The organism is Okibacterium sp. HSC-33S16, from assembly GCF_024171565.1.
Classification (GTDB): domain Bacteria; phylum Actinomycetota; class Actinomycetes; order Actinomycetales; family Microbacteriaceae; genus Mycetocola_A.
On the sequence record NZ_JALJZZ010000002.1, the window covers coordinates 34,737 to 52,235 of the forward strand.

Below are 17,499 nucleotides of genomic sequence, written 5' to 3' on the forward strand. Positions count from 1 at the left end.
GCTTCGACGGGACGAGGGGTTGACGACGTCCGTAGCCACGTGGCATCCGTAGCCACGTGGCATCCGCCGCCAGGTTCGCATCGGGGTTCGGGTGCCGCGCGTGTCGGGGTTTGCGGCGAAATCATGCGTCGAGCCCACGAGGTTTGCCGTGTCAACAGATGGAACCACGCGCAGGGAGAGGGTAGACAGGAGGTATGAGTGAATCTGCAGCACCGGGTCGAGCGCAGACCGAGATTGAGCGCAAGTACGACGTCGACCGCAACGCGGTGGTGCCCGAGTTGATCGGAATCGCCGGCATCGCCTCCGTCGAGGTGCATGATCCCGTGTCGCTCGAGGCCGTCTACTACGACACAGCGAACAACGACCTCGCCCGACGCCGCATCATCATTCGCCGTCGGGAGGGCGGCGGCGATGCCGGCTGGCACATCAAGAAGCCGGCGGCTGAGGGACGCACAGAGTTGCATTGGCCGGTCGGTGAGGACACCGGGGTTGTGCCCGACGCTGTCCTCGAACCGGTGCGGGCGTGCATACGCGACCGAGAACTTACTCCCATTGCCCGGATTGCCACCCGGCGCACCGCGATCCACCTCCTCGACGCGGCCGGTGTCGGCGTTGTCGAGCTGGCTGATGACGAGGTTGAGGGCACCGACATCCGCAACGGTGCCCTGCGCACCTGGCGTGAGTGGGAGGTTGAACTGCTCAGCGGCGCCCCTGACACCGAAGAGGGGCGCACCGTCCTGCTGGACCAGATTGAACGGATGCTTGGCGCCGCCGGTGTGCAGCCGTCCCCCAGCGTCTCCAAGATGGCTCGCACCCTCGGAGTCGATTCGCTGACCGACGTACCGCTTGCCCTTGATGTGGCGTCCGACGAGACGTTGAACCCCACCGATGTGAGTGGAACGCGCGCCGATCTCGAGCCGGGCCGTGTGGCATCCGTCGTCGTACCGGCCATCGCGGACCTCGTACGCGCCCTTGAAGACGCGGACCCCGCCGCTCGCGCCGATGAACCGGACGCCGTGCACCAGATGCGAACGACCGTGCGGCGCTTGCGCAGCGTTCTGGCCGCGTTCCGGAGAATCTTCGATCGGTCAGCTACCGATGACCTTCGCTCCCACCTCAAACGACTCGGCTTCGCACTCGGTGAGGCGCGCGACGCTGAAGTGCGAGGCCTGCGCGCTGCCGCATACCTCGACGATTTGCCTGCACAGCAGGACGACGAGGATGCGCGGGCGCGACTGGTCGATGGCGCACAGTCGGAGTATCGCCAGGCCCACGACCGGCTGCGCCGGGTGCTGACGTCGTCGGAGTACTTTCGGTTGCTCGACGCACTCGATGAGTTCGTGGCTCGTCCGCCGCTGACCGAGGCAGCCGCGCAAGCCCCGCGGAAGGCGGTTCGCAAAACCATCGCGCGTGAGATTCGGCGGGTGCGCAAGCGAGCGGATGCGCTGCATGCGGATGGCGGTGACCTCGAGGTCCAGCTCCACGCCGTGCGGCGGGCCGCTCGACGGTTGCGTTACACGGCTGAGGCTGTGGTGGCAAGCGCCGATGTGGGGTCGAAGTACGCCCGGGTGGCCGAGGCGGGGGAACTCGTGCAGGACACCCTCGGTGAGCACCGGGACTGCGTGTTGTTCGCTCAGCACCTCATACTCACGTCGAACCGGGCCGATGCGGAGGGCGAGAAGACGTTCGTCTACGGTGTTCTGGCTGAAGTCAACGCACGAAAGGGCGAGGAGGCGCTCGCCGAATCTTCACGAGCTATCGAGGCGGTCACCGGGATGGCCGACCGGTTCTGAACCGCGGAGACTGCCGGGCGCGAGTGATGCCGCACCGGATTGTCGCGGTGCAACGTCGGCCAGTTGGCGGGCACGGGCACGTTTTCTTGCTCGCATGAGCCCCGACTTGCTCTCGAGGAGAACCTCTCTCTGTTCGGGGTCGATCGCGGCGGGAGGGCTGAGAAAATAGTCGGCACCCCGCCGGTAAATGGTCCATCCGTTGTTGTGCACGAGCATGTGATGGTGCCGACAGAGCAGAACTCCGTCGCTCACTTCGGTTCTCGGGATGACGCTCCACGGGGTGATGTGGTGAGCTTCCGTCCATGACACCGGTCGGTCGCAGCCCGGGAAGAGACATCCGCCGTCGCGCACGGCGAGGGCCTGGCGCTGTCGGCGGGTGAACAGCCGATGACTGATGCTTGACTCGAACGGAACATTGTCGGGGGTGAGGAGCACGGCCACGAGTTCGGCCGAGCACAGGGTTCGCTGGACGGTGGCGTCTGAGACGGCCTCATGTGAGTCTTCCAGGAGAGCCGGCCCCGGCGGTGAGTGGTCGGGACGCGAGATCCCGGAGGCGCCCAAGGTGGTGGAGGTGCCTGAGGTGGTGGAGGCGCCGGGGCCGCCGGACACGGCCCCGTCGAGACTCTCGACGGGCACGACGATACGGAGCGCCGCCTGGTGCGGGAAGAGCACGTCGGGGTCGGCGCCAGCGCCCAATTCCATGAGCCGGACCAGCGTGTCGAGAGCGATCTGCTCGGTGCTGCGCGGATCGCGAATCACTGCCTCAGCCGCCTCGACGGCGACCGGGTCCACGAACCGCGGGCCACCCCGCCGTGGGCCGGTGGAGGCATCGATGAGTGTGGTGAAAATCGATTCTGTCTCGGGGTCGAGCCGGAGGACCACGCCGCGCATTCCTGTTGAATCGCGCCGAAGCATCCGCAAACCTCGCATTTCGCGCAAGGCGTTCTCGCGCGTTGCAACGGCCGCGACATCGAGGAGGTTGCGCTCCTCGCGAGCGAGTCGGCCGAGTTCATCGGCGTCAGTAGTGTCGGCGAAGGGCAGCAGTCGTTCGGCGGCAGCCCGCAGCGCCTCGGGCGAGGTGTTCTCGTCGGGCTCACCGAGTCCGCGGATGATCGCTTCGGCTGCCGTGGTCGAGATCTCTCCGGCCGACGCCGCGAGGGTCAGTGGCGAGTGCCAGGGCGCCTCGGGCGGAGGCGTCGGCTCGGGCTCATTCCCGTCGACGCGCTCGCGGTCGGCAGTCACCCGGGCACGTTCGGCGAATCGGGCCTCGCGAATGCCTCCGCCGACGCGCACCTGCTTGGCGGCATCGCGGTAACTCGTGCCGGTGAGCGACTGCACGAGGTGCTCCGGAGTACGCATGCCGCGACTCTGCGCCAGCCCGGCGTAGCCGAGTTCGTGGCCAGACAGTGTGGCGATGTGCCCGGCTCCGATTGCGACGAGAGCCTCGGCGAGCTTCATCACTTCGGCGGCCGTTCGGGTGAACCACTCGATCCGGTCGGCGCCCAGCTGCTCGACAAGGTCCGTGACGCTGGGTTCACTATCCGGCCCCGTGCCGGGCAGCTCGGGCAGGCCCAAGCCGGTGCGCAGCTGTGCGACGACCTGAGGGAGCCGATCCAGAATCTCGGACATGCCCCCTACCGTGCCGCACCAGGTCGACACGTTGAAGGCGAGCCGCAGGCTCGTGGACAACGGCCACCAGTCACCCCCCTGTGGAGAACGCGCGGCCCTTGCACTGGGGGCGGGCGGGCACTGCTCGTTGAGCCTCACCGTCCCTATGCTCGAATCCGGGCACTCGCACCGGCTAGGGGGAGCAGAACGATGACAGTCGCTGCTGCCTGGTACCCGGACCCCGTGCATCCATCCCGCCTGCGCTGGTGGGATGGTCGTGCCTGGACCGACTTCGTCTCCGACGCACCGCCCGCCGTTCGCGAGCACTCCCCGCGCACCACACACTCCGCCGGGTTCGTCGTCCGAGCCGATGCCGTTCGGCAGGCGCAGGGAATCCGGCTCACCGGAGGAACCATTCGAGAAGCGGATGCTCCGCCTCGCGACGCGCCGGACCCGTCACGTCACGAAACGGCTGGGGAGAAGACCGGTGCGCCGCTGACGCGCCGCGCCCTGCGCGGGCGTCGCGGTGTGGGAGCGGGTGCTGCCCTTTCGGGTGCTCGGGCTGAGGCCGCAGCGCGCGCCGAAGCCGAGGCGTTGGCTGTCGCCCAGGCCGAGGCGATCACGGCGGCGGAGAAGCAGTTTCACCGGGAAGCCAGCGAGGTGCCGCCGAACCCGTGGGCTGGACCGACGCGAGGAGTTGGGCGGGAACGGACGGCCGGGCGGGCATCGGCACCGAGCGCGGCCCCGCGCGACTGGGTGCCGTCATCGCCGCTGCCCGGTATCGACGGGCCTGGCCGCCCCGTGGCATCCGCTTCGCCTTTTCAGTGGGTTTCCACACCCAACCAGCGGGACGCGACCAACGGCTGGACCTGGCTGATCGCACTGTCGCCGGTCTGGTTTACGGTGGCGTTCGCGGCTCCGGACTGGATCGACGCCGCGGTCGGCGCTGGCACCATGACCGAGTCGACCCGGGTGGTGCTCAGCGTGCTGACCTGGGCCGTGCTGATTGCCGCGGTCGTGTTCGACTGGAGTCGGTTGAGGCGGGCGTCGTTTCCGCAGCCGGTCAGCTGGGTGCTCGGTGTTCTGCTGCTGCCGATGTACATGATCCTGCGGGCGGTGCGCGTGCACGCGACTGTTCGCCGCGGCATGGCCGTGATGTGGATTTATCTTGTGCTGCAGTTCGCGGCGATCACCTGGGCGCTGCTGCCCGTCATGTCGTTTGCCCCCGCGGTTCCGATGCTCGATGGGCCGGGCATGGAGCAGCACCTGGAAGACAGTTATGCGACCGACCACGGCATTGCGGTGACGGCGACCTGCCCCGCGGACGTGTCGCTCGATGCCGGCCGAGAGTTCTCCTGCGAGGTGGTGCTGCCCGATGGCAGGGTCGAGGTGATTCTCGCGACGGTGACGGATGCCGATGGTACGGTCAGCTGGATTCCCGCTTCGGAGATGCTGCCGGACAACACCGCTTAGGACAGACCGGCGTGTCCGCTCAGGTCGATCTCGTCCGGGTCAACCTCGATGTCGCCGACGTCATCGGGTCCACCGGTGCCCGGAAGAAGATTGACGTCGTCTTCATTGATCGCGGGATCGTCGAGGGCGAGCGAGTCTGACCCCTCCTGCTGGAGTTCTTCAGTTTCGAGTCCGCTCGATGGGCTGTACGAGCGGTCCTTGGTCGTCTGCTCTTTATCATTGAGGTCGCCCGACTCGGTGCGCTGCACCGGGTCGCCGCTCTCGATGGTTCCGCCGGGGTTCAGTGTCTCGTCACTCATGGTTCGAGGCTACGGTCCGGCTGAAATCGCGAGAAGCCCCTTGCATTTCGTCCGGTTCTCGCGCACAGTGCGGTTCGATCTGTCGACGGTGGCGACGCAGAACGGACCGAGCGCATCGCGCCCGGCCCGGTTGCTCGCTCAATCGAGAACGATGGGTTACTTCTGCACGCTGTCGTCGACGCCGTCTTCGTCGATCCGCACGACGGCGAAATCGGCGCTCAGCTCGATGTCGGCCTCGGTGCCGTCCGCGCGAGTGACCTCAACCTCGAAGGCGTGGTCGGCATCGTCACTACGGTCGATGTCGGTCACGGTGCCAGCGACCGCCGCGAGGGCGGCTGCCTCGGCGCTGGAGCGCTCCGGCTCGGTGAGCGGTGCGTCGTCGGACCCGCCTGAGCCCGAGCTGTTCGTGCCGTCGTCGTCAGTGCCCTCGTGAGTGGCGCCGGTGTCGTCATCCCGCTCGACGCTCAGGACCGTGAACGCGTCATCCAGCGTGACGTCAGCCTCGCGGCCGTCGTCGAGGGTCACCTCAATCTCGTACGTCCCGTCATCGTCCGCCTCCGAATCGGTGACTTTTCCTTCACCGACCTCATCGAGCGCAACCTTCGAGGCCCGCTCCAGCGTCGAGCCGGTCAGCGTGTCGTCATTGTCGAACGGTTCGGTCACAGCGACGGCGACCCCGGCTCCTCCGAGCACGAGCACCGCGGCGAGTGCGGATCCGATCAGTACTGTCTTCTTCTTCACGAGAGCCTCCTTGTGGCGTTTGTTCCACTGTGCCCACCGGGTGCTGAACCGCACCTGAAGCAACCTGAAGGAAATTTCAGGACGGAGATTCGGATGCTGTCGGTACGCGAACCTCGAAGCGCGCACCACCCTGCGCGGGTGCGCTGGCACGCACCGAGCCGCCGTGCGCGGTGACGATCTCGCGCACGATCGACAAGCCAAGGCCGCTGCCCCCTGAATCACGGGCGCGGGCCTCGTCGAGCCGCACGAATCGGTCGAAGATGCGCTCGCGGTCGGCCTCGGGAATGCCCGTGCCGTCGTCGGTCACGGCAAGCAGCACGCCGTCGGCACGCTCGGCCAACTCAAACCGCACCTCGGTCGTGGCGTGGCGTGCGGCGTTGTCTGCGAGGTTCCGTAGTGCCTGGCCGATCAGGCCTCTATCGCCACGAATCCGAGCCGGGCCGACGGCGGAGGTGTCGACGCGAAGCTCCGTTGTCTCCCTGAGCCGCCGGGATTCGGCGAGGACGAGGTCGTCGAGGTCGATGTCCGTTCGACTCGGCACGAGGGTGCGCTCGTCGGCTTTGGCCAGCACCAGCATGCCCTGCACGAGCCGCTCGAGCCGCGCGCCCTCGTCGAGCACCACGTCCGACAGTTCGCTCGCACTCACCCGATCCGGATGTGCCAGTGCAACCTCGGCGTATTGCCGCATCGACGCGAGCGGCGACTTCAGCTCGTGTGAGGCATCCGAGATGAATCGTCTCTGGGTCGCCTGCGCGGCATCGAGCCGGTCGAGCATGTGGTTGAGGGTGGCGGCGAGCCGCCCGATCTCGTCTCGTGAACCCGGGTCGGCGATGCGTGAGTCGAGGTTGGCCGAGGTGACCGCGTCAACCTGGCGGCGCATGCTCTCCACGGGACGCAACGCCCGCCCGACCACAATCCACGTGGTGAGGGCCACAAAAATGAGCAACGCGGGCAGGGCAATGGCCAGGAGTCGCGTCACCGTTTCGGTGGTCTCGTCGATGTTTTCGGTGCTGCGGCCGGTGACGATCGTGAACCCGTCGGCCTCCCCCGCCACTGTTAGGAATCGGTCGGAGTCACCCGGCAGCGTCACGGTGTGTGACTCTCCGTCCGCTCGCCCAAACTCCGCTCGCAGAGACAGGGCCGAAAGCTCGGCGGCGTTCTCACTCGTGGCCACAACCGTGCCCGAGTCGTCGAGCACCTGGAAAAACGCCTCGTCGTCCTCGAACCGGCCGAGAAAGTCTTCGGTGCTTTCGGCGACCACGTCATCATCGGCGCCGCCACCACCGGAGTCGCGATCGTCGTCATCATCGTCGCTGGAGTCGCTCGCGGACGGCCGCGAGGCATCCGTCACAATCGATTCCAGACCGGATGCATCGACTCGATTCTGCAGGTCAGCAAGGCTTTGTTCGGCGGTCGCCTGCACACCGTCCCGCAACGAACCCTGCAGCAGGAGCACGAAACCGACCGCACCGACACCGAGGGCGAGTGCGACGATCACCGTGGCGGCCAGCACGATGCGGGTGCGAAGCGACGCACGGCGACGCGGGCGCTGGGCGACGGGGTCAGCCACCGTGAACCGCCAGTCGATAGCCGGCGCCACGCAGGGTCTGGAGGGACTCACGACCGAACGGCCGATCGAGTTTGTTGCGGAGGTGGCGCACGTACACCTCGACGATGTTCGGGTCTCCCTCAAAGTCGAAATCCCAGACGTTGTTGAGCACGTCGCGCTTGGAGACGACGGTTCCGGCGTTACGGATGAGGTACTCGAGCACCGCGAATTCTCGGCTGGTCAGGTCAACCGGGGTGTCACCGCGCCACACCTTGCGGCCTGCAGGGTCGACGCGAATGTCGCCGGCCTCGAGCATCACCGGGCGTTCGGCCGCACCGCGGCGAAGCAGGGCGCGCACACGAGCGAGGAGGATCGCGAAGGAGAACGGCTTGGTGAGGTAGTCGTCTGCGCCGGTGTCGAGGGCCTCCACCTGGTCCCATTCACCATCCTTGGCGGTGAGCATGAGGATGGGGGTCCAGTTCTTCTCGGCGCGCAGCGTCTCGCAGATGCGGTAACCGCTCATACCGGGCAGCATGATGTCGAGCAGGATCACCGAGTAGCTGTTCTCGCGGGCCAGCCAGAGCCCATCGGTGCCGGTGAGGGCCACGTCAACCGCGAAACCTTCGGCCTCCAGCCCGCGCCGCAGCCCGTCGGCCAGGCGTTTCTCGTCGTCGACCACGAGTATGCGCATTCGGTGACCTCCTGCGCCCATTCTGCCCGAGGCGAACTGAAGCGCTGCTGAAGCCGGATCGCCGCCCGCTCCCAGATTTCCTCGGTATCGTCAGGACTGCAGATTCCTCCACCCGAAAGCGAGCGGATGCCAGACAGCCCGATTTCGGCAACGCCGTACGAAATCCTCGGCGTCAGTCCGACGGCCGACCAGAACGAGCTGCGTCGTGCCTACCGGAAACTCATGCGTGAGACCCACCCTGACACCGGCGGGAACGCGGCACGGTTCACCGCCGTCCAGCTGGCCTGGGAGCGCATCGGCACTGCAGAGGGACGCGCCGCATACGACCGTGGACGGTCGACCGGGCCGTCGACCGAGGAGCAGCACACCTGGGCCGCTTCGGCCGCGAAGCCGCAGCCGGACTCACGCCCCCGCGCTCGCTCGTACGGCCACCCCGGTGGCTGGCGACGCGAGCGCTATCTGCGGCTCATGCGCGAGTGGACCGGCCGTGGCGTTGAGGCTGACCCCTACGACCCCGCCCTCGTGCGCACGGCTCCCCGTGAACTGCGACACCTCCTTGCCGACGCGCTCGCCGAGGAGGAAACGGCCCGCAACCTAGCCGACCTGGGGCTCGGCTTCACGGTCTGGCACGACGTCGCCACGGGCGCGCCCGACGAGAAGATCGACCACATTGTGCTCGGCCCGACCGGGTTGTTCGCCCTGTTGTCCGAAGACTTCGGTGGTCCCGTGAAGGTCAAACGCGGCGAACTCATCGGAGAGGCCGTCGCTGGGGACCGCCCGATGCACGAACTGTCTGCCCGCGCCAAGGTGCTCTCCCGTGCACTGCGCGTCCGTTTCACCGCGCTCGTCCTCGTCCTGCCGGACGCTGCCCTCGACGAGTCGATGGTCGAGTTGGGATCGAGCCGCGGTGCGCTCACCCTCGCCGTGCGTTCGTCCTTCCTGCCCGGCCTCATGCGCAACGGTCTTCCTGGCATGAACCGGGCGGGCGGAAACGAGCTGTTCGACGTTCGTACCCGACTGCAGAATGGCATCCGCTTCGTCGAATAGGTCACCGCTGCGCTCACTGTGGACCTTGACGCGGGAACGGTGCGGGAGTAGCTTGAGCGCGTCCGCGCCGGCGGATCGAGCCCGGCAGTGAGGCAACCGCCTCCGCCCGACCTCCTGTGTCACCCGTTGTCACGCTTCGCCAGCGTCTGTGCGCGCTTGTGTGCGCTCTAAGGGGCAGAATGCCCGAGCTTTCTCCGCACGTTTCCCGTGCGCTCGACCGGGTGTTCGCACCGGTCGACTCCGTTGTCCGCGCCGACCATGTCTTTGAGCCGGCCGTGCCCGTGGGCACGTCGGGCGAATCGCTCCCGCCGGTTGCTCTGATCCGGTCGGGCGATCTGCTGTCGCTGACCTTCCGATTCGTGAACCTGACGGTGAGCGAAACGGATGCCGGTGGCGTGCTCGCGAGGTCGCGAACGTCGGCGTCGGCGTATCTGGTCGCCCAATTTCCGGCGCAGCATCTTCTCGAGCGGGCATATTTCGAGTCGGCAGGAACGCTGCCGAAGGTGGGCGGCCCGCCGCTGCCAGCTGGGTCGGATCCGGTCACCCTGCCCGCAGAAGCAATTCTCTCGGCCTCCAGCCGACTGGTTTTTCGAGTCACTGACCAGCGCATCCCGTTCACCGAAGCCGGGCTCCTTGACGCGATGCGCACCCTGCCGCTCAGTGTCGCCCCACACGCCGACAGTTATCTCCTCCATCTGCCGTGGCTCGACCTCGCGGCCGATCTGAGGGCGCTAATGCCGACTGCGCGGGTCTCCGGTTCGGCGTCGCGGGGCGGCTCGCGGCGAGCGTCGGGTCGGGTTGTAGCGGAGCTCACCCGTGAGCCGGTCTTTGCCCGACGCACACTGACCGATCTCGCTGGGCAGGGACGACTGCGTCGCACGGCCAGCGAGATCGAGCTGCAGTTTGGCGCATTCAGTGCGGTCGCCGCCGTGGCCGATCGCCTGAGCGACATCGATGTGCTCACTCCGCTTCCGCGGATCCCGCGCACGCCGCCCGTGCCGCGTGAGCCAACGAGTACCGAGACGGCGATCGAGTTGCCGTGGCGGTTGCAACTCAGTCCGCACTCGCGCGGAGCGTTTGCCCACAGCACCGCTGAGGTCAGCCATGGCGGTCGCACCGAGCTGTGGCACACGCGCCTCGGCACCCGCACCGATGGCGCTACCCCGGGAATTGACGAGGTCGACCCGGCGACGAAGACCGTGCGCGCGGTGTGGACCCGTGACTTTGACCGGACCGGCGAGGCTTTTCCTGTGAAGGCCGCCGAGATCAGGCGCGACGACCCTGAGCTCAGCCCGTTTCGTGCGTCACTGTCGATTCGCGATCGCAAGTTCATCGTGCACCAGACGTCGAACTTCGCCCTGACCGGAATGCCCGCCGGCTGGATGCCGATTCCCGCGACCGTGCACAACCTCATGCTCACCGCTGTGGGCGGTTGGCTCGACAGTGAAGCGAAGTTTCCGATCACCGGAACCGCCATTTCACTGCAGGAGTGGAAGCACCGGGCCACCCTGGGGAGGGACCAGTACATCAAGGTTGTCTACAGTGGCGTGCTGTACCCGTTCGGACACCGCGCATCGCTGGTGAAGGTCACCGAGCGGCGAGTGGCGTCAGCGTCCCGTGCTGCGGTGCTGTTCCAGCGACTGTTCGTCGTGGTGCGGCAACCCGAACGGGTCTTCCGCACGTCGGGGAAACCGAAGCTCGACAACCGCATGCCGTTCAGCTGGGTGCGGATACTCACCGATTCGACACCTCCGCTCATGTCGCCTGGTGCACAAACGAACGGTGCACTGTTCGTGCCCCGGGTGGCGACCGGCGCGTCGGGGCCCACAGCGGGAGAAGCGTTCCGATTCCGGATGCGCGCGAGTGACGTTGACAACCACCTGATCGAGTTCGAGGGGCCACTCGTCTTTATTGAGGAGACCCGTCTCGATCCGTCTGTGCTCGACCAGAGCCTTCTGACGGCAGCCGCTGAGAACATCAGCTATCCGATGCGCGGCCAACGAATCGCGTTCGCGAAACCGAACGAGCCCGACGACACGACGCTCGCGACGAACTCGCTGGTCTTCGTCGCGGAGAAGGACCCGCAGAAGCCGCGGGAACCGAACTACATTCTCCCGGTGCTGAAGTCGGCGACCGCTGTCGTCCCGGCCATGAGCGCGTTCACCGGCCAGACGGCACCCGTCGTGCTGTCATACCCAAACGCCTTCGTCGCGAACGGGTTCACCGCTGCCGCGAACTGGTCTGAGCTGTTTCTTCAGGTGGCGAATCCCGACGGTTCTCCGGTCACAGCGCCCGAGGTGATGGGGTTCGGCGCAAAGTCCGATCGTTCGGGAGGATTCCTGAGCCCCAGTGTCGGAATCACCGCCCTGGCACGACAGGTCGGCCCGGTCGGCGGTGCCCTGTCCGCACTCACCACGGGCAGCCGGGCATCCTTCCCCGTCGGTACGATGTTTCCTCTCGATGCGGCGAAGCTGTTCGGCATCCTGCCACTCGCTGAGCTGCTGCCGATTGGTGGGGCGCTGCCCCGCTTCGTCACCCAGTCGATCACCGAGGTGGTCGCGCTGCAGGAGAACATCGCCCGCCTCCAGGCGTTCGCGCTGCAGCAGGCCGCGGTTTTCTCGGGCCACTCTGTGGCACTGGGCCAGGCGGCGGCCGAGCTCGTCACCGACGCGGGCCAGTTACCCGCAGCGCTCGTCGCGCTCTCGAAGCCGCCACACGACGATGCGGACGTTCAGGCACTCCTCACGAAGATCCACGGACATGTGGCCACACTGCTCGGCGGGTTCAGCGACCCAGCGAAGCCCCTGCCGTTCGCCCGCCCCACGATCGAGCAGATGGTGTCGGTGCTCGGAAGCGTCGAACAGGCCACCGCCGCAGCTGCCGCGACGGTTGGACTGTTTGTGCAGTTTTACCAGGGCTTTGCGCTTCCCGAGAAAATCAGCGCCCGGCTCGACTGGGAGATCGACCTGGTGCGCTGGCCGCCCCCGCCGGCGAGCGAGTCGGCTGCCATCTTTCTGCCGCGGGGCAGTGTGCGACTGGTTGCCGAGATCGAGGCACCGACCAACGGTGGCGAGCCCCGGGCCCTGGTGTCGTGTTCGCTGCCGCCCTTCGAGATCAGGCTGATGGGTGACGATCTGCACTTCGTCAGCATCAACGTCGCCGTGATGGAGTTCTCGGTGCGTCCCGGCACCAAACCGGACGTCAACGTTGAACTGGAGAAGGACAAAGGAATCGTCTTCGCGGGGCCGCTCGCGTTTATCGAGACGCTCAAGGAGATCATTCCGGCCGATGGATTCAGCGATCCTCCGTTTCTCGACGTCAGTACCGAAGGCATCCGTGCGGGATATGACCTTGCACTGCCCGACGTTCCGATGGGCATCTTCGCGCTGTCGAACGTGCACCTGGGTGCGGAGCTGCTCGTGCCGTTCATCGGCGAGTCACTGGAGTTTCGGTTCTTCTTCGCTACCCGGGAGAACCCGTTCCGACTGCAGGTGGCATTCTTCGCCGGAGGGGGATTCTTCGGCATCACGATCTCGCCCCGGGGCATCAAGGTCATCGAGGCGTCGTTCGAGTTCGGCGCGGCGGTGGCCATGAGTTTCGTGGTTGCGTCTGGGTCGCTGTCGGTCATGGCCGGCATCTACTTCAAGCTCGAACTGCAGGGTTCGACCCAGGCCGTTCAGCTCACCGGATACTTCCGCGCTCGAGGCGAGGTCGATGTGCTTGGCCTCATCTCCGCCTGCATCGAGTTGTACCTCGAGCTCAGTTACTTCAACGATGGTGGGAACTCCAAGGCCATCGGTAAGGCATCGATCAGCATCGAGGTGTCGGTGTGCTTCCTCTCCTTCTCCGTCTCGGTGTCGTGTGAAAAGAAATTCGCGGGAACGGCGGGAGACCCAACGTTCGTCCAGATGATGGGGCCGTATGTGGACGATCGCGATCGGCCGCGTGAGCCGTGGGATGACTATTGCGGTGCGTTTGCACCCGAGGTGGTGTGACGTGAACGAGGAAGCGATTTTTACGGTTATCCCGGCCGGCCGGGTGGCCGATGGGCTCAAGGTGACCGTGTTTGTCACCCCGCGGCTCGACGCGGCCGGCGGTCCGGTCGATGGCACTCCGCTTCGAGACTTTGAGGCCTTCGCGAACTGGCCGCGAACCACTGAACTCGCGAATTTTCGCTTCGAGATCAGCAACGTTGGTGTGGTGGAGGGCTTCGGACTGCCGAACCCCGTCGCGCCGGACCCTCAGCTCTGGGACCTGCTGTTCGGAGAGACCGTGGTGGGCGCCGCGGAGTTTCAGGACTTCTCGACCGCCGTCGTGAACTCTTTTCCGGTGAACGAGGTGGCGAACGCCCTGACCGATCTCTACACTGCGGTTGCCGTGGCATCGCCCACCGAGTTCCCGCCGATGACCCGTGGGCCGCTCGCCCAAGCGGTGGCCGAACTCAGCGTCGGTGACCACACCGAGGAACCCGGTCGCGCCCCCTCCCGCCGCGAGATCGTCAGGGGGCTGCTTCGCGGGTTTCGGGCCAGGTCGGACCCGGCCGGCCGATTCGTCGACTTCGAGAACCCCACCGTTGTTCCGCTCAGCGAGCGGCGCAGGATTGCGCTCGCCGCGGCATCCGCTTTCTATGATCGATCGGCAGATCCCCTCGACCCGACCGAGGCGGCGACCGGTGCGCCGCCCCCCGTGCCGCCGGAGTTTCACAGTTTCGTTGCGCGGTGCGCGGACTACCCGGAACTGCTGCGTCACCTTGGGCTCGCCTTCGATGTGTTCGTGAAGGATGACCCGGGGTACCCCGAGGTGTCGCGGATTCGGCTGCTGCCTGATGACAACGAAGGGCCGCTCCGTAGGTTGCTGGACCCTGAGGCGGCGCGGCCGGAAACACTGTTTCACTACACCGAGCGGTTGTGGGTGCCGTACAGCCGTGAGCGGCGAGGGGATGTCCGTGACGGAAGCCTGTCGATTGACAGTGACGACGTGTTCGATGTGCTCCAGATCGACCCGGACGGTTCGGCGCTGAAGCTGTCGAACCTGCTCGACACTGTGCGGCGGACAACGGCGGAACTCGCCACAGTCGACAGGTCGATGACCGTCGATGCTGCGTCGCTTCCCGCGCTGCGCTCGGCGGGGATCGTGGTCGCGCGTCGCAACCGGGCCGAGCAGCTCGTGAACCAGTTCGATGCAGCCCGTGCCCACGAGGACGATCGGCTGGGTGCCACCGAGGCGCTACTCGAGGCGTCGGATGTGACCCGAGGGTTTCGCGTGGACATCCAGGACCAGACCGTCGGTCGGGAGTGGATGTCGCTGCACCGGCGTGAAGGAACGTATGAGGTGCGGGCGGATGGTGGGGTAGAGCCGCTTCCGGTGCAACCGCTGCCGGATGAGGGTTACCTCAAGGCGGCGAGCACGTCGAGCGCCGCACCCGGTACCACCGCCGACCAGTATCTCCACGAAGCGGTCGTCGGCTGGGACGGGTGGTCGCTCGCCGTGAAGCGCCCGGGCCGGCTGCAGACCGAGGTCGGGACGGTGGAACCGGAGGTGGCACCCGAGGTGGCAGCGACCGGGTTCGGGCTGGCCGCCGAGTTCCGGCCGCAACGCGGTTCGCTTCCCCGGTTGCGCTACGGGCGCTCCTACCGGGTGCGGGTGCGGGCCGTCGACCTGGCGGGTGGCTCGATTCCGGAGGACCAGCTGCTCGAGGAACATGAGCGGGACCTGCCGGACACGTACCAGCGCTGGGAACCGGTCCCCGCGCCAGCGACGGTGCCGCTCACGGAATACACCGAGGGCGAATCCCTGATGAGGATGGTCATCCGCTCGACCGATGGGGTGAGCGCCAGCGACTATGTGTCGCTGGATCGGGTAACCGGTCTGGCCAATCACGCCCCGAACGGCATCTGGTATCGCGCCGACAACGCCAGGCACCTGGCCGCCCCGGCGACGAGTGTGCAACTCGCGGAGACCCATGGCGCCTTTGACGCGGCACTGTCGGGGAACGCGGCGGCGGTGGCTGACCAGTTCGCCGTGGCCGCGCGAGAGTCGGGAAGCTACCTCCTGTTGGCCGGTGGTCGATTGGTCAGTCGGAGGGATGAGCCGACGACCCTGACCGGCCAGAAGAGCGACGTGCTCAAAAACGGCGAGTACATCGTCCATGACACTCCGCAACTCGACCTGCCGTACCTGCCCGATCCGCTCTCGCGCGGAATTTCGTTCGCGACGCTGCCCGGCGACACCGACCTGCGGATACTCCGGTGGCCCGGCGATGAGGCCATCTGGTACGACCGCCTGCCGGTGCGGGTGCTGGCCGTCGAAGGAACGGGGCCGCCGAGCTTCGACGAAGCGACGCGAACCTTGACCGTCTCACTGGCGAAGGCCGAATTTCGGACGGTGCGCGTGGCATCCGCTCTGGATTCGGGTGATGAAAACCTGATGCGGATCTGGACGCTCATTGACCGTGACCAGAACCCGGCAACGACGGCCCAGCGAGCGGCTGTGCTGTCAGGGCGGCATTGGATGATCACGCCGTTCTCCGAACTGACCTTTGTGCACGCCGTGGAGAAGCCGCTCGAAAAGCCGGTGATTCTGGTCGGACCGGGTGGGCCCGCGAACAGTCGGGTGCACCGGCTGCCCGGTGACACCTTTGCGGCGCTGTTCGGGGCGGTCCGCACTCACGCGGCCAGCACCGGACGACTCGACATCGACGCCGAGTGGACCGACAGGATCGACGACATTGCCCAGCCGACACCCGGGACGGAAGCTGTGTTTGCGCACGTCACCGGGTTCTCGCTCGAGCGCGATGAGGTGGACTGCCTGATCGCTGCAACGGAGGGTCCGGCCGGTGGGCCGTTCGGGCCACGACACGAGGTGCGGCAGGAATTCGGCGACACCAAGCACCGGTACGTGTCGTATCGGGCGACGGCGACGACGCGTTTTCGGGAGTACTTTCCGCCAGAGATCACCAACGATCCCGACCTCGTCACGACGGAGGGCGAGCCGCTGAGGCTGAACATTCCGTCGAGCCGGCGCCCCGATCCGCCGGACGTGAAGTACATCATTCCGACATGGGAATGGACAACCGATGACCTCGGCGGCGAGGGATTCGGTGTGCGCCGGGTGCGCACGGGCGGTGGACTTCGCGTCTACCTCGGCCGGCCCTGGTACTCGAGTGGTGAGGAGGAGATCCTCGGGGTGGTGCTGCGGATCCAGCCGTGGCTGACCTGGCACGCTGACGTGGAGCGCGGTGTCGTTGGCAGCATCGATGCCCAGGCGCTGAGCGATACCTGGGCAGCGGGCGTGCTCGAGCGCGATGGTGTGTCGGTGTCAGGGCGGAGCTCGGCGTCTGCTCAATTGCTCGAGTCGCTGACCGAACGGGTTCGGGCTGACGAGGCCCCGGTGCGGGCGCGCACCGACGAGGAACGTGCGCTTCTGGGTACACGCTCAGCGCTTGCCGCACTTCGGTCGTCCGACCCGGTGGTGAACCTCGAAACAGTCGTCGACCACTTCCCGCTGTTCGGGGAAACCGGTGCCGACGGCTTGCCGTTCACCAGCGTCTGGGGAACGGACCCCGTCTACATTTCTGAGCCCGTGGCATCCGGACCGTTAATTTCTCAGTTCCCGTTGCGAACGAGTGTGGGGCACGGGGTGTTGCTTTCTGAGGTGGGGGAACGGGTGACCGTCGTGGGGCACGCGCCCGAGTACGACCCGGACCGGCAGTTATGGTTCTGCGACGTGCAGGTCGATGCGGGTGATGCGTACACTCCGCTGGTTCAGCTGATGCTGGGGCGGTATCAACCTCATTCCGTGGGTGACGAGCACCTGTCGAAGGTGGTGAAGGCGGACTTCGTGCAGGTGTTGCCGCGTCGGGAGGCGACGTTTGTCGAGTCGGTCGATCGGACCGCGATCGTCGTGACGCTGAGCGGAGCCGTCGGCATTCCTCACCACGCACAAACCCTGCCGAACCTCGCCAGCAAGGTCGAGGCGTCGCGGCGGGTCGAGGCGTGGGTCGAGAAGTTGCCCGCGGATGCGACGAGCGACCTGGCGTGGGAAGAGGTGGGACGGCGGGTTACCCTGCCCGTCGTTTCCGGTCTCCGGTTCCTGCGCCGAGGCACCTACGACGAGGTTGACTGGGCTGGCGCGGTGCCCGTGCCGAGTCGACAGGACGCGCCGGTGGGCGAACGGTGGCGGGTGCGCATCGCCGAGTATGAGCTGCACGTTTCGGATCGAGAGCCGACCGGGCACATCGCTCCATTCCGGATGCGGGACGCCCGGCTTATCTACAGCGACACGGTCGACCTGCCCTGA

General features: G+C 66.7%; 10 protein-coding genes. 5 read left to right on the forward strand and 5 right to left on the reverse strand.

Annotation, left to right across the window (positions count from 1 at the left end):
* Window positions 1-194 precede the first annotated feature (194 nt).
* The gene (locus L1277_RS05305; protein ID WP_253375323.1) at window positions 195-1,793 is read left to right on the forward strand and encodes a CYTH and CHAD domain-containing protein; all 1,599 of its coding nucleotides are present in this window, start codon (window positions 195-197) and stop codon (window positions 1,791-1,793) included.
* Here L1277_RS05305 and L1277_RS05310 read toward each other — a convergent pair.
* The gene (locus L1277_RS05310) at window positions 1,749-3,422 is read right to left on the reverse strand and encodes an HNH endonuclease signature motif containing protein (protein ID WP_253375324.1); all 1,674 of its coding nucleotides are present in this window, start codon (window positions 3,420-3,422) and stop codon (window positions 1,749-1,751) included. The two genes, L1277_RS05305 and L1277_RS05310, sit on opposite strands and share 45 nt — an antisense overlap.
* 189 nt (window positions 3,423-3,611) lie before the next feature.
* Between L1277_RS05310 and L1277_RS05315 the strand changes: the two genes are divergently transcribed.
* Window positions 3,612-4,874 (forward strand): DUF2510 domain-containing protein, encoded by a 1,263-nt coding sequence (locus L1277_RS05315; RefSeq protein ID WP_253375325.1) that lies wholly within the window; start codon window positions 3,612-3,614, stop codon window positions 4,872-4,874.
* Here the strand turns inward: L1277_RS05315 and L1277_RS05320 are convergent.
* From L1277_RS05320 to L1277_RS05335, 4 genes are all read right to left on the reverse strand, one after another.
* A complete protein-coding gene (locus tag L1277_RS05320; RefSeq protein ID WP_253375326.1) occupies window positions 4,871-5,173 on the reverse strand; it encodes a hypothetical protein in 303 nt (100 codons plus the stop codon). The two genes, L1277_RS05315 and L1277_RS05320, sit on opposite strands and share 4 nt — an antisense overlap.
* 156 nt (window positions 5,174-5,329) lie before the next feature.
* Window positions 5,330-5,914, reverse strand: a complete 585-nt coding sequence (locus L1277_RS05325; RefSeq protein ID WP_253375327.1) for a PepSY domain-containing protein — start codon at window positions 5,912-5,914, stop codon at window positions 5,330-5,332.
* Window positions 5,915-5,990: 76 nt separating this feature from the next.
* Window positions 5,991-7,514: an ATP-binding protein gene (locus L1277_RS15760; protein ID WP_253375328.1), complete on the reverse strand. Its 1,524-nt coding sequence runs from the start codon at window positions 7,512-7,514 to the stop codon at window positions 5,991-5,993.
* Complete coding sequence (locus L1277_RS05335; protein ID WP_253375329.1) at window positions 7,477-8,154, reverse strand: response regulator transcription factor; 678 nt, start codon at window positions 8,152-8,154, stop codon at window positions 7,477-7,479. Before L1277_RS05335 ends, L1277_RS15760 begins: the two co-directional genes overlap by 38 nt.
* 126 nt (window positions 8,155-8,280) lie before the next feature.
* On the opposite strand from L1277_RS05335, the gene L1277_RS05340 reads away from it, so the two are divergent.
* The 3 genes from L1277_RS05340 (at window position 8,281) to L1277_RS05350 (ending at window position 17,499) form a co-directional block, all read left to right on the forward strand.
* The gene (locus L1277_RS05340; protein WP_253375330.1) at window positions 8,281-9,201 is read left to right on the forward strand and encodes a DnaJ domain-containing protein; all 921 of its coding nucleotides are present in this window, start codon (window positions 8,281-8,283) and stop codon (window positions 9,199-9,201) included.
* A 179-nt stretch (window positions 9,202-9,380) separates the two neighbouring features.
* Complete coding sequence (locus L1277_RS05345; protein WP_253375331.1) at window positions 9,381-13,196, forward strand: hypothetical protein; 3,816 nt, start codon at window positions 9,381-9,383, stop codon at window positions 13,194-13,196.
* 1 nt (window position 13,197) lies between these two features.
* Window positions 13,198-17,499 (forward strand): hypothetical protein, encoded by a 4,302-nt coding sequence (locus L1277_RS05350; protein WP_253375332.1) that lies wholly within the window; start codon window positions 13,198-13,200, stop codon window positions 17,497-17,499.